The sequence below is a fragment of the Hymenobacter amundsenii genome (assembly GCF_002204745.1).
Lineage (GTDB): Bacteria > Bacteroidota > Bacteroidia > Cytophagales > Hymenobacteraceae > Hymenobacter > Hymenobacter amundsenii.
This window is the reverse complement of sequence record NZ_NIRR01000013.1, coordinates 91,074-103,435: the sequence shown is the minus strand read 5'-3', so window position 1 is coordinate 103,435 and position 12,362 is coordinate 91,074. Positions and strand designations below refer to the sequence as shown.

General features: G+C 58.5%; 12 protein-coding genes. 5 read left to right on the top strand and 7 right to left on the bottom strand.

What is annotated here, in order from left to right; genetic code table 11:
- Positions 1–769: 769 nt before the first annotated feature.
- Both CDA63_RS09970 and pfkA read right to left on the bottom strand, forming a co-directional pair.
- Positions 770–1,279: a hypothetical protein gene (locus tag CDA63_RS09970; protein ID WP_088464306.1), complete on the bottom strand. Its 510-nt coding sequence runs from the start codon at positions 1,277–1,279 to the stop codon at positions 770–772.
- Between the two features lie 134 nt (positions 1,280–1,413).
- Positions 1,414–2,385 (bottom strand): 6-phosphofructokinase, encoded by a 972-nt coding sequence (gene pfkA / locus CDA63_RS09965; RefSeq protein WP_088464312.1) that lies wholly within the window; start codon positions 2,383–2,385, stop codon positions 1,414–1,416.
- A gap of 269 nt (positions 2,386–2,654) precedes the next feature.
- Between pfkA and CDA63_RS09960 the strand changes: the two genes are divergently transcribed.
- Positions 2,655–3,083 (top strand): tellurite resistance TerB family protein, encoded by a 429-nt coding sequence (locus CDA63_RS09960; RefSeq protein WP_088464305.1) that lies wholly within the window; start codon positions 2,655–2,657, stop codon positions 3,081–3,083.
- A gap of 89 nt (positions 3,084–3,172) precedes the next feature.
- Here the strand turns inward: CDA63_RS09960 and CDA63_RS09955 are convergent, their stop codons facing one another.
- From CDA63_RS09955 to CDA63_RS09935, 5 genes are all read right to left on the bottom strand, one after another.
- Positions 3,173–4,357 carry an aspartate aminotransferase family protein gene (locus CDA63_RS09955; protein ID WP_088464304.1) on the bottom strand — a complete coding sequence of 395 codons (1,185 nt, stop codon included), beginning with the start codon at positions 4,355–4,357 and terminating at the stop codon, positions 3,173–3,175.
- A 188-nt stretch (positions 4,358–4,545) separates the two neighbouring features.
- Entirely contained in the window at positions 4,546–5,028 is a 483-nt protein-coding gene (locus CDA63_RS09950) for a hypothetical protein (RefSeq protein ID WP_088464303.1), read from the bottom strand.
- 76 nt (positions 5,029–5,104) lie between these two features.
- Positions 5,105–5,566 (bottom strand): hypothetical protein, encoded by a 462-nt coding sequence (locus CDA63_RS09945; RefSeq protein WP_088464302.1) that lies wholly within the window; start codon positions 5,564–5,566, stop codon positions 5,105–5,107.
- A 151-nt stretch (positions 5,567–5,717) separates the two neighbouring features.
- Positions 5,718–6,257: an RNA polymerase sigma factor gene (locus CDA63_RS09940; RefSeq protein WP_088464301.1), complete on the bottom strand. Its 540-nt coding sequence runs from the start codon at positions 6,255–6,257 to the stop codon at positions 5,718–5,720.
- Between the two features lie 109 nt (positions 6,258–6,366).
- Positions 6,367–7,107, bottom strand: a complete 741-nt coding sequence (locus CDA63_RS09935; protein WP_088464300.1) for a DUF481 domain-containing protein — start codon at positions 7,105–7,107, stop codon at positions 6,367–6,369.
- A gap of 239 nt (positions 7,108–7,346) precedes the next feature.
- On the opposite strand from CDA63_RS09935, the gene CDA63_RS09930 reads away from it, so the two are divergent.
- The 4 genes from CDA63_RS09930 to CDA63_RS20425 all read left to right on the top strand — a co-directional run bounded on the left by CDA63_RS09930 (position 7,347) and on the right by CDA63_RS20425 (position 12,173).
- A complete protein-coding gene (locus tag CDA63_RS09930) occupies positions 7,347–9,284 on the top strand; it encodes a mechanosensitive ion channel family protein (RefSeq protein WP_088464299.1) in 1,938 nt (645 codons plus the stop codon).
- Positions 9,285–9,509: 225 nt separating this feature from the next.
- Positions 9,510–10,964: a chloride channel protein gene (locus CDA63_RS09925; RefSeq protein ID WP_088464298.1), complete on the top strand. Its 1,455-nt coding sequence runs from the start codon at positions 9,510–9,512 to the stop codon at positions 10,962–10,964.
- 25 nt (positions 10,965–10,989) lie between these two features.
- Positions 10,990–11,547, top strand: coding sequence for a GNAT family N-acetyltransferase (locus CDA63_RS09920; RefSeq protein ID WP_088464297.1), 558 nt, complete (start codon positions 10,990–10,992; stop codon positions 11,545–11,547).
- A 62-nt stretch (positions 11,548–11,609) separates the two neighbouring features.
- Positions 11,610–12,173, top strand: coding sequence for a hypothetical protein (locus CDA63_RS20425; protein ID WP_126546806.1), 564 nt, complete (start codon positions 11,610–11,612; stop codon positions 12,171–12,173).
- The last annotated feature ends 189 nt before the right edge of the window (positions 12,174–12,362 follow it).

The window sequence follows — 12,362 nt, the reverse complement described above, 5'->3', positions numbered from 1 at the left end:
GCGTCAGACCAGCCAGGTGCTCGGCCAGGTAAGTGCCGGTGTAATTGACGTGGCTGCTGAGCAGAAATTGGCCGTAAAGCTGCACCGTGACTTTCATGCTTTTTTACTTCAATTTAACCCTTTTGCGTAAGTCCTAAATAAAAGAGACAAATTTGATGCTCAAGATTCTGCCACTGCTTACGTTGCTCAGTAACTTGTTTGGTTGTGGAAGCAACCGGGCAGAATAGTGTAAACCAACCGGCTAGTATGCTGCTCAAGTAGCGGCAAGCGTAGTAGGAATAGTAAAATTCTTGTTCTACCTGCCCACCAGTACGCCAACAGCCCACCGCATTTGTGGTAGGCCGTTAGAAAATAATTGCCAGAGCAAGGAGGAAGTTAGTTCACCAGTAAGCAAACTGCCTGCCCGGTGCCGCGCACCAGATAAACGCCGGTGGGTAGGTTCAGCTGGAGCCAGGATGGGCTGGCAGCGCATCAGCAATACAGCCTATGGCAACGGGCTGTCTGCCACCGCTCCTGTATCCGGACAGTGGCGGGCAGCCCGTTGCTATTTTACCGTCTGATTTCGTGCATAAAGCTTCATATGGGGCTAAGGCTATGAGGTTCGACCGATAGCAAATTGGTTGGAAGGGCAAGAATATTCGATCCTATTCTGGCTTATCCGTATGCTGGGACCCAGCAATATTTACCAGGCTCGGCTAAGCTGCAGTTGCGCGCCCGGCAGGGCCGTACCGCGGTTGTCCTGCTGGTAAGCTAGCCGCCCGCCCAGCCGTCAGGTCCGCTCCTGGTTGAGAGCAAAATCGAGATAGAGCGAAGCGATGTAGCCCACCTGCACCCCTTTGTAATTGTCGGGCACGGAGAAATAGCCCCGGTCGGAGCTTCGACCATACATAGTGTAACTCTCACTTTTGGCGTAGCCCACGAAGCCGCCGCCGCCCACGCCCAGTTCCACGGCCCTGTTGCCCCCGAAAGGCAGCCAATGAAACTCCTGCTCCAGATTGGCCGCTCGGTAGGATTGTGGTACCCGAAACACGCCGTCCAGCACAATAGGATCAGAGTTGCCGATGTAGGCCAGCCGCGACGCCGAGCGTACGTGCGCTCCGAGCAGCGGGGCGTACTCCATGTGCGCCTTGAGTACCGGATAGTCGCCGGAACCATTGAACGAGCCGCCCACCCCTACGCGCCAGAGCGGATTTACAGGAGAAGCAGTTTGCTGGGCCTGCGCCTGCGCGGCGAATCCCAGGGCGCTAGCTACAGCCAGAGTGGAGTAAGAGAATTCCATATAGAAAAGATAAAAATGATTGGAAAAGGAACTTTTTACCCTAAAACAAAATCCCTGCCAAAGCATCAAGCTTTGGCAGGGAAGATAAGCGTTTCTGCCTGGCCGTAAGCCAGTGAAGAACAGGTGTAAACAGATTACGCGTTCAAAATTTCCACCATTCGCATAAAGCTCTGGTTGATGAGCTTCTTCTTGTGAATGGTGTCGGCGAAGGGGGTGTACACGAGCTTGCGGTCGACGATGCCGGCCATGACGTTGCGCATCCCGTTCATGAGGCCTTCCACGGCGGCAATGCCAATCTGCGAGGCCAACATCCGGTCGGCGGCCGAAGGTGCTCCACCGCGCTGGATGTGGCCGATAACGGTCACGCGGGTATCGAGTTGCGGAATGGCGGCCTTCACCTGCCGGGCCACCACGTGGGCGTTTCCCTCCTCGTCGCCCTCGGCAATAACGACCAGAAACGACGTTTTGGACCGGTTGTGGCCGTTGCGCAGAATGTCGATGACGGCTTCGGTGGAAAGCTGGGTTTCGGGAATGAGTACGATTTCGGCCCCGCCCCCGATGGCGCAGGGAATGGCAATGTAGCCCGAGTCGCGACCCATCACTTCCACGAAAAAGCAACGGTCGTGCGAGTCGGCCGTATCGCGGATTTTGTCGATGGCCTCCAGGGCCGTATTCACGGCCGTGTCGTAACCAATCGTGTAATCGGTGCCGTAGAGGTCGTTGTCGATGGTGCCGGGCGCCCCCACAGTTGGGATGCCGAACTCCTGCTCGAAGAGGGTAGCCCCGGTAAACGTGCCGTTGCCGCCAATGGCCACCAGCCCATCAATACCATGGTTGACGAGCTGATCGAACGCCTGCTGGCGGCCCTCGCGGGTCATGAACGACTGGCTGCGGGCCGACTTAAGGATGGTGCCGCCCTTCTGGATGGTGTTAGAAACGGAAGCCGAGTCGAGCTTAACGAACTCGCCCTTGATCATGCCGCTGTAGCCGCGCATAATCCCGTACACCTCAATGCCGTGGTAAATAGCGGTGCGCACCACGGCCCGAATGCAGGCATTCATGCCGGGCGCGTCGCCCCCACTGGTGAAAACTGCAATGCGCTTTATCATAAGGATGCTCTGGCGTAAGCGAAAAAACCGGCCGGACCGGAACGGGCAAAGGTGGCGAATAAGCGTCGAAAATACCGCCTTCTATGCCAGAAAAGATGAAACAGGCGCCTTAGCCCGGCTGTTTTGCGGGCGTTTGCGTATCCGGGCTGTTGCGTCTTGGTTCCAAAACGAGTAACTTAACTTCCACGCTGGACCGCTCGGCCCTTTCCCACCCCCGAATTCGTCGACCTTCACCACCGATTCCCACCTGCCTAATACTTGCCTTTATGTTTGGTTTTTTTGAAAACGAGCAAACCAGAAAAGTCAAAAGCCATATCATGAACCTAGCCGCGCTGGCCAAGGCCGACGGCCACATCGACGAGCGGGAAATGAGTTTCATTGTGGCTGTGGGACGTAAAAACGGTATGCGCTCGGCCGAGGTGCGCTCCATCGTGGGCAATACCAGCATCGTGGACATGGTGCTGCCCGACAACGACTCGGAACGGTTCGACCAGATTTTTGACCTCGTAGATATGATGCTGGCCGACGGCATCGTGGACGATACCGAAATGAGCTTCTGCGTAGAAATGGCCCAGCGCCTGGGTTTCCAGCAAGACATCGTGAGCGGCCTGATCCGCCGGATTTCCCAGGGCGTGAAAGATGGACTGCCCCGCGACCAGATCAAAGACGATGCGCTGGCGCTGTTGAAGAACTGAGGAATTAGAACTAAGAAATCAGAAGTGAGAAATGGCCGTTGAATGACCCTTTTGGGAATCATTCAACGGCCATTTCTCACTTCTGATCTTTAACTCTCAATTGCCCTCAAAATGCCCGCGCAGGCTTCGTCAATTTCGGCTTCGCTGATGGTGAGCGGGGGGGCAATGCGCAGGGAGTTGTCGCAGAACAGGAACCAGTCGGTGAGCAGGTGCTCCTGCCAGAGGGCGCGGTCGATAATCGGCTTGAGCACCTCGAACGAGTCGAACTCCACGGCCATCAGCAGCCCGCAGTTGCGCACTTCCCGGATGGCCGGGTGCACCAGCTGCCGCCGAAACCGCTCGGCCTTGGCCTGCACCCCGGCCAGCAGGTTTTCTTCCTGAATAACCCGCAGCGTGGCCAACGAAGCCGCGCACGATACCGGGTGGCCCCCAAACGTAGTGCAATGGCCCAGAATTGGGTCGGTTTTGAAGCCCGCCATAATGGCCTGGGGCGCGATGAAGGCCCCAATGGGCATGCCGCCGCCCATTCCCTTGGCCGTGAGCAGGATATCGGGCTCGATGCCGAACTGCTCGAAGGCCCAGAACGTACCCGTCCGCCCGAATCCGCACTGAATCTCGTCCAGAATCAGCAGCGCGCCCACCTCGGTGCAGCGCTGGCGAAGGGCCGGCAGGTAGCCGGGCGCAGGCACGCGCACGCCCGCCTCGCCCTGCACCGTTTCGATGACCACGGCGGCCGTGCGCTCATCAATCAGGGCCAGATCATCGAAGTTGTTGTGGCGGAATTGGTGGACGTCGGGCAGCAGGGGCCGGAAGGCGTTCTTGAAGCCTTCGGAGCCAGTGATGCTCAGGGCCCCGTGGGTGGAGCCGTGGTAGGCGTTGTGGCTGCTGAGCAGCTTAGTGCGGCCGGTATGGCGCTTGGCCAGCTTGAGGGCGCCTTCCACGGCCTCGGTGCCCGAGTTGGTGAAGTATACGTTGTCGAGGCGGGCGGGCAGAGTGGCCGTGAGGGCCTGGGCCAATTGGGCGGGCGGGGCCTGCACCAGCTCGCCGTACACCATCAGGTGCAGGTACTTATCGAGCTGGTCGTGGATGGCGGCCAGCACCCGGGGGTGGCGGTGGCCCACGTTGCTCACGCCAATGCCGGCAATCAGGTCGAGGTAGCGCTGGCCGTCGGGGCCGTACATGTACACGCCCTCAGCCCGCTCAACTTCGAGCAGTAGCGGGAAATCGGAGGTTTGGGCCTGATGGCGCAGGAAAAGCTGGCGGGGGGTAAGCATACGGGGCAGTAGATGGGGCCGGTACCGGCCGCCGGGCGAGCCGGAAGCTGGGTGCCGGCCAATTCGGCAGGGCGCAAAGGTAAGGCGGCGGACAGGCTTGGCTGCCTGCTGCCACAAAAACGGCCGCCGAAGCAGCCGTTCTGTTAAACCAATACAAACCCAAAAGGGCCCGCCTCGTTCGCTTTTGGTTAGTCGTCGAGGCCATCGGGGCCGCCGCTGGGGCGGCTGGCTACGCGCCGGAGCACTTCGCGGGTAAACTGCCGCTCGGCTAGAAACAGGTTGCCGACCTGGCGCACGGAAATCACGCGCTGCAGCTTGTCGAAGTACTCCTTTTCGAGTGAAATTTCCTGCTGGCGCAGCGTAAACGACTGGTTGAGGTTGTCGCGCAGTTGCTGGTCGGTGAGGCCATCGGCCTGGTTGGGGCGTAACCGGCGCAGGCGCAGGTTCAGGTCGCGGCGCTTGCCCGTGAACTCGTTGTAGAGGGGCCAGAATTTCTGGGCCTGCTCGGGGGTGAGGGCGATTTTTTCGGTCAGGTAGGCGATGCGGGCACTTTCGAGCTGGCTTAGGCGCTCCTGCCGCTGCTGGCCGCCGCCACGCTGGGCCTGCGCGCCGGCCAGGGGCCAGGCAACCAGCATGCTCAGCAATAGAAAGGTGCGGAGAAGGTACTTCATGAGGGAGGAATCAAAAATCGAACGGAAGAAAGGCAAGGGTGGTGCAGGCTAGCGGTAGCGGGCACCTGTTAGGGGGTTATAGGTATTCGTTGGCGGTTGGCTGCTGGTCGAGCAGGTCCTGAAGCTCGTCTGGCGAAGTCTGTAGGTACGTGCCGGCGGGGGCGTTGCTGGCCGTGCCGGGCAGCTCGGCCAAATCGGTGAGGGTAACGCGCTGATCGGTGGCCAGCAAATACTCCACCAACTCTTCGCGCGGAATCTGGGCGAGCGTGGCGGCGCCGGGAGCCGGCAAAACAGACCCGTTGGGGGAGCTAACCAGGAACGAAGCCGCGAACCCCCCCAACACCAGCACCGAGGCCAGGGCCGTGCGCAACGGCACCGACAGAGCCGCCAGCCAACCCCAGGCGGGAACAGTAGTGGGAGCAGCCGTTACGCGCTGCATCACCCGCATCGGCAACTGCTCGAAGTAGCGGTCAGGGGGTGGGGCCAGGGTGGGGCGGGGCTGCCGCCGGTGCTCGTCCAGACTAAAAGGCGTATTCATGGCAGTTGGAGGCAAGTAAGACCGGAAAGTTTAATCACTGATTTTCGCTGATTAATCGTGATAACACTGATTCTTTTATGCTTTGGGGTGGAGGTAGTTTGTTGAGTAATAAATTGGCTTTTAGTCGCACAAACCAACGCATATAAGTGATTCAATCAGCGTTGATCATTGCTTCAATTTTCTTGGCGGCGTGGTGGTAAGACGCCTTCAGGGCCCCCACGCTGGTGCCGGTTACTTCGGCCATCTGCTCGTAGGGCATCTCGTCGTAGTAGCGTAGGTTGAATACCAGCCGCTGCTTGTCGGGCAGGCGCAGGATGGCTTTTTGGAGCTTGAGCTCGATTTCGTCGCCGGCCAGGCTTTCGTCGGCTTCCAGGTTGGCCGTGAGCTCGGCCGTGAGGTCGGTGAGGGGCAGCAGAAACTTGCGGCGCTTGCTCTTGAGCAGGCTCAGGCACTCGTTGGTGGCGATGCGGTAAATCCAGGTGTAGAGTGAGGCATCCTGACGGAAGTTTTCGAGGTGGTTCCAGACCTTGATGAACACATCCTGGGTCAGGTCGTCGGCATCGTCGTGGTTGATGACCATTTTGCGCACGTGCCAGTACACCTTGCGCTGGTACTTGCGCACGAGCTGGTTGAAGGCCACGTTGCGGGAGGCCGGGTCGCGGAACTTAGTGAGGATCTCCTGGTCTTCCAAAGGGCACAGGGCGGGTGAGGGAGCGGGGTTTGAGCGGGTTGGAGGCCGCAGCCGATGCCAAGTTTAATCCGAATGGGTGAAAACATTCTTGTTTGAAGAATCTCCCTGCTTACCGCTTGGTGGCGTAAGAAAAACCTATCGTGATGTTGGTGTTGTCGGGCGATTTACCCTCGCTGAACTGGCTTTCGTGGGAGTAGTTGTACGAGAGGGTCAGGGCCAGGTCGTTGGTGAGTTTGAGGGCGGCCGTGGAAACGTTGCTAAAGCGGTAGTTGCTGATGTCGCCGAGGGAGGGCTGGTAGAGGGTGGTGGAGTTGAACGTGAGCAGGCGGAACAAGTACACCACTTTGAGCCGGGCCGAGTTGCGGGCCGTGACTTTGGTGGTGCCGTCGAGGAAGTTGGTTTGCTCCCGGATGATGAGGTTGCTCACCGATAGTTCCCGGCCCAGCGTGTCGGAGTAAAACGCCCAGCCCGGCCCAGCCCCGAGCTGCACCCGGCGCGTGATGCCGCGCAGGTTGCTGCGCTCGAAGCCGCCCAGCGCGTAGGCCCGAAACCGGCCCTTGTAGTAATAGGGCGTGGCATTGAGCAGCAGCTCCCGCTCGCGCAGCAGCCCGTCTTGCTTGCCATAGGCGAAGTTGAGGTTTAGCGGCAGGCCCAGGTGCTTGCCCCGGGTGAACGTGATGGCCTGGGTGGTAGCAAGTAGCACCCGGTTCACGCCGCCCCGGCTGTAGGCGCCCGTCAGTTGGCCCGCATACACAATGAGGGTGGTATCGGCCTGCTGCTGATTCTGGGCGCGGGTAGTGAAGGGGAGGAGTAAGCCAAAAAAGCAGAGAAGAACGTAAAGTCTGGACATGGGCAATTCGGGGGCGGCGCGGCGGAAAGCTGGCGCGAATCGGGACAAGGAATGAAGCGAAAAGACGGGTGAGCCCGGCAAAGGTAAGACCCTTACACTCGCCCGTTCGTCGGCATCGGCTACTTGGTTGGCGAAAGAAAGCCGCTCCTACGGGCGCAATAGCCCGCTTTTGCCTATCATTACTGCATTAAGTGCTGCGCTGGCCGCCTGGTCGGGCCTGCTCGCCAATTCTTTCCCGTATGGCTTTGCGTTCCGCGTTACAAATTCTGGTACTATGGTTGGGGCTGCTGACGCCGGCCCTGGGGCAGGTGATTCCGCCGCCCATGAAACAGGTCCCCCAAGCCTCCAAAACGGGGGTCGTGCGGCCCGGCAGCCCGGCCAACCCCCAGGACTCGGTTCGTTCCCAGGCGTTAGTAACTGATACCGAAACATTGCGCCGCATCGACTCGCTGCGCCGGGCCAACTCCGGCCGCCTCGAACAGATTCAGACCGAGCTGCTCACGCTCAATAACAGTTCGGAAGATAAACGCCGCGAACGGGATCTAATGACCGAGCTCCGGGCCTTGCGCCAAATCGATTCCCTGCGCCAGGCCCGCTCCCGCCAGTACATCGACTCGCTTAAGCAGTACGCCAAAGGCTTTCCAGTGGCCCCGCACGGCGATACGCTGTTCTACGTGTACACCAAGCTGGGGCCGTTCACGCCCCAGGAGCGGGCCCAGCTCACCGAAAGTAAAATTGTGCGCCTGGAGAAAGGAGTATTCTTCAGCCCCGATTCGCTGCTGATTTACCCCTCGGAGCAAACCACCGACCTCATGTACGGCCAGCAGGTGCTGCAAAGCATCAGCCAGAACGACGCGCTCTGGCAGAACGTGTCGCGCGATTCGCTAGCCCGCGCCCACCGCACCCAGATTATTGCGGCCGTGGTGGCTTATAGAGATGCCAATAGCCTCAAAAGCATCGCCAAGGAAATCGGCCTTACGCTGCTGGTGCTGGTGGTGCTCTATTTCACGGTGAAGTATGTAATCAAGCTTTTTCGCTGGATTCGGGTCCGGCTGAGCGCCAAGCAGGGCACGTGGTTTCAGGGCATCAAGTTTGGCAACTACGAGTTTTTTAATGAGCACCGCCAGCTTAGTACCGTGCTGTTGCTGGCAACGGTGGTGCAGTGGGTGGTCGTGCTGCTCACCATTTACCTGGTGCTGCCCATCGTGTTCAGCATCTTCCCCGGCACCCAGGGCATTGCCGATACGCTGCTGGGCTACGTGTTCAACCCGCTCAAAAAAATCGGGCTGGCCTTCTGGAACTACCTGCCCAACCTGTTCACCATCATCGTGATTGTGACGGTGTTCCGGTACGTGCTCAAGGCCATCTATTCCATTAAGGAGGAGGTGAGAGAGGGCAACCTGACGATTGAGGGGTTCTACGCCGACTGGGCCAACCCTACCTACCAGATTGTGCGGGTGCTGGTGTTTGCTTTCGCCCTGGTCGTGATTTTCCCGTATTTGCCGGGCTCCGATTCGCCGGTATTCCAGGGCGTGTCGGTGTTTCTGGGCTTCCTGTTTACGTTCGGTTCAGCCGGCTCGCTCTCCAACATCGTGGCCGGGCTGGTGCTGACGTACATGCGGGCCTACAAAATCGGCGACCGGGTGAAAATCGGGGACGTCACGGGCGACATCGTGGAGAAAACCCTGCTCGTAACCCGCGTGCGAACCGTGAAAAATGAGGAAATCACGATTCCCAATTCGTCGGTGATGAGCTCCTACACCACCAACTACACCACCGCCGCGCCCACCCTGGGCCTGATTCTACATACCACCGTCACCATCGGTTACGACGTGCCTTGGCAGCAGGTGCACCAATTGCTGCTGGAGGCTGCCCTGGCCAGCGAACTGGTGCTGGCTGAGCCCAAGCCCTTCGTACTCCAGACCAGCCTCGACGACTATTACGTGTCGTACCAGCTCAACGCTTACACCCACGAGGCCAACCGCCAGGCCGCCATTTACTCGCGCATCCACCAGAACATCCAGGACAAGTTCAACGAGGCCGGGGTCGAGATTATGTCGCCCCACTTCCGGGCCGTGCGCGACGGCAGCCCCGTTAACCTGCCGCCCCAGTACCTGCCCAAGGATTACGAAGCGCCCAAATTTCGGGTCGAGAATTCGGCAGAGGAAAAGGCGTAAGCTGCCGGGCCGGGGCCAGCAACTGCCGTTACTTTGGCGCCGCCGGGTAATAACCATTACCCGATTTTCCCCAAAAAATCATCTGATGCTCACCGGAAAAGCCTGACCTTTGCGGCCAGTCCGGCGCGGTTGCCTGGGCCCGGGGCGAGCCGCGAAAGTTGGCCGGATGGACGTTTCGCCCACGATATGAGCTAGATGCGCCCGGCCGGCACCCAGTAAACAGGCATGATGGAATTGGTGAATAGGATCAGGAGGCAGCTCAAACACCGCTACGATGCCATTGATAACATTCACCTCAAGCGCGACCTGCTCAACGCGCTGCCCTTCTGGGTAGGTGCCCTGATAACGGGCCTGGTAGCGGTGCTTTACGCCAAGCTATTTGCCTGGGCCGAGGCCGGCACCCGCTACGTCTACCACCATTCGCCCGAATCGAAGTGGGCGTTTCTGCTGCTCACACCGTTGTGTTTTCTTATTGGCTGGTGGCTGGTGAACCGCTACGCGCCCTTCGCCCGGGGTAGCGGCATCCCGCAGGTAACGGCCGCCATCGACCTCTCCAACCCCCGCCACAACTACAAGGTTGCGCGGCTGCTGAGCGTGCGGGTCATCATCGTAAAAATTGCTTCGAGTTTGTTCGTGATTCTGGGCGGCGGCGTGATTGGCCGCGAGGGGCCGACCATCCAGATTTCGGCCGCCATCTTCAAGCAAATCAACCGGCTGCTGCCCGCCTGGTACCCCAAAATCTCCAAGCGGAACATGATTATTACCGGGGCCGCCGCCGGCCTCGCCTCGGCCTTCAACACGCCGCTGGGCGGTATCGTGTTTGCCATTGAGGAACTGACCAAAACCCACCTCAACTTCTTTAAATCGGCCCTACTGACCGGCGTTATCATTGCCGGCCTCACGGCCCTGAACCTGCTCGGGCCCTACCTCTACCTGGGCTACCCGCGCCTCGACAACATCCCGATCTGGATTATTTTCGTGGTGATGCTGGTGGCCCTGATTACCGGTTTTGCGGCCAGCGGCATGGGCGAGGCCATCCTGTTCATTCTGCGCCGCAAGCAGCAACTGACCTCGGCCGTCGAGAAGATGGTGTACCCGCTGGCCTGCGGACTGGCCATTGCCCTGCTGGCCGTGCTGGTAGATGAGCGCATGTTCGGCTCGGGCAAGGAAATTATGTTCGAAACCCTGTTCACCGACCACAAACACGTGGAATGGTACGTGCCGCTGCTGCGCATCATCGGCCCCATTCTTTCGTTCAGCACGGGCGTGGCGGGCGGTATTTTCGCGCCCGCGCTCAGCGCCGGGGCCAGCATCGGGGCCGTGGTGGCGGGCTGGATGTACCTCACCGACACGGCCACCAACCTGCTGGTGCTCTGCGGCATGGTGGGCTTCCTGACCGGCGTTACGCGCAGCCCTTTCACCTCGTCCATTCTAGTAATCGAGATGACCAACAGCCACAACATCATCTTCTATTTGATGATGACGGCCCTGCTGGCCAACCTGGTGTCCAACCTCGTCAACCGCCACTCCTTCTACGACCAGCTCAAGGGCCAGTACATCCAGGAAATACACCGAGATGAAGTGCAGCTCGCTGCGGCCCGGGCGCCGCAGCCGCCGCAGGAGGAACAGTTGGAAGAAGGGGAGGTGCCGGCCCGGCCCGCCGGCCCGAAGCAGCCGTAATTCTCACCCGTCAGCTACCGCCTCTATGCCCGCTTTGAGCCTCGAAACTGCCTGGCTGCGCATCCGTAACCTGCGGCCCACCGACCTGCCGGACTTTCACGCCTACCGCGCCGACCCAGCCGTGACCCGCTACCAGGGCTTCGACGTGTTCAGCCGCGAGCAGGCCGCCGAGTTCATCGCTCAGCAAACCCACTGCGAGTTTGGCCACCCCGGCCAGTGGGTGCAGTACGGCATCGAAAACCAGCGTACCGGCCGCCTCATCGGCGACTGCGCCATCTGCCTCCAGGAAGACGACAGCCGGATGGCGGAAATCGGCCTCACCATTTCGCCCGCTGAGCAGCGCCGGGGGTACGCTAAGGAAGTATTGCTGGCATTGCTCGACTTTCTGTTCGGGCTCCCCGATTTCCACCGCGTAGTTGAAACCGTGGACGCGGATAATGCCGCTTCCATTGCCCTGCTCGAAAGTGTCGGCTTCCGGTTGGAAGGCGAATTTATCGACAACATCTTCTTCAAGGGCCGCTGGGGCAGCGAGCGGCAGTACGCGCTGCTACACCGGGAGTGGGAAGCGCGGTCTGGCAGATAGCTGATTCATTCAGTGAACAAAAAAACGGTAATTTGCTTCCTCATCCTAAAGCTAAATTTATAATGAAAGTATTATTTCTATGCCTATTACTACTCACATATGCGGCTTCAACCGGGGCACAAACGGTTCTTCAGGGAGACTCAATTTACCGAGGCCTACAAGTAGGTAAGTCCAACTTAGATGACGTTCAGAAAAACATAGGCAGAAGATATAAATCTGAGAAAATTGTAGGTAAATCAACTGCAATGGCGATAGGAGGAGGGTGTATTACCAAGGAAGTCCTGCTGTCAGTATTAATGCAATATCACCAGCGAGGAATAACAGCGCATATTTCAAAAAATATCAGGCGAAAAAATAAGCTCGAAGAGTTAGATTTTAATGTAAACTCTAATATTCAATCTGCCAAGGGTATCCAGCCCGATATTCATACTTTCGCTGACGTCATTGCTCGCTACGGGCTAATTGATTTTGATGAGAAAAGTAACTCGGCTCCCAAACTTGTAAAATATTCAAATAGTGTCAGCCTGATATATCCCAAAATTCAATTTATTAGTTATGGTGCTTCTAAGGCAGAAGAAAACGTTCTGTTGAGAAAAGTGGAAATTATCAAACTGATAATTAGATAAAAATAAAATCCCAACTGCCCCGACCGCAACAGGGGCGAACGGGGCAATCAGGATTTTAGTAGAGCAAAAAAAATACTTGGCCTTGTGGGCCATTGATTTCTCCACGGCGGCCATAATAGCGGCTTCGTTGAGCTTGTGCCGCTTCATCAGCTGGTCGGGGGTGCCGGACTCGCCGAACGAGTCGTTGAT

What these genes read in the sequence shown, in the direction of transcription:
- CDA63_RS09970 (WP_088464306.1), bottom strand. Translation starts at nt 1,279, where the DNA reads ATGGAATTCTCTTACTCCACTCTGGCTGTAGCTAGCGCCCTGGGATTC.
- CDA63_RS09960 (WP_088464305.1), top strand. Translation starts at nt 2,655, where the DNA reads ATGTTTGGTTTTTTTGAAAACGAGCAAACCAGAAAAGTCAAAAGCCAT.
- CDA63_RS09955 (WP_088464304.1), bottom strand. Translation starts at nt 4,357, where the DNA reads ATGCTTACCCCCCGCCAGCTTTTCCTGCGCCATCAGGCCCAAACCTCC.
- CDA63_RS09950 (WP_088464303.1), bottom strand. Translation starts at nt 5,028, where the DNA reads ATGAAGTACCTTCTCCGCACCTTTCTATTGCTGAGCATGCTGGTTGCC.
- CDA63_RS09945 (WP_088464302.1), bottom strand. Translation starts at nt 5,566, where the DNA reads ATGAATACGCCTTTTAGTCTGGACGAGCACCGGCGGCAGCCCCGCCCC.
- CDA63_RS09935 (WP_088464300.1), bottom strand. Translation starts at nt 7,107, where the DNA reads ATGTCCAGACTTTACGTTCTTCTCTGCTTTTTTGGCTTACTCCTCCCC.
- CDA63_RS09930 (WP_088464299.1), top strand. Translation starts at nt 7,347, where the DNA reads ATGGCTTTGCGTTCCGCGTTACAAATTCTGGTACTATGGTTGGGGCTG.
- CDA63_RS09925 (WP_088464298.1), top strand. Translation starts at nt 9,510, where the DNA reads ATGATGGAATTGGTGAATAGGATCAGGAGGCAGCTCAAACACCGCTAC.
- CDA63_RS09920 (WP_088464297.1), top strand. Translation starts at nt 10,990, where the DNA reads ATGCCCGCTTTGAGCCTCGAAACTGCCTGGCTGCGCATCCGTAACCTG.
- CDA63_RS20425 (WP_126546806.1), top strand. Translation starts at nt 11,610, where the DNA reads ATGAAAGTATTATTTCTATGCCTATTACTACTCACATATGCGGCTTCA.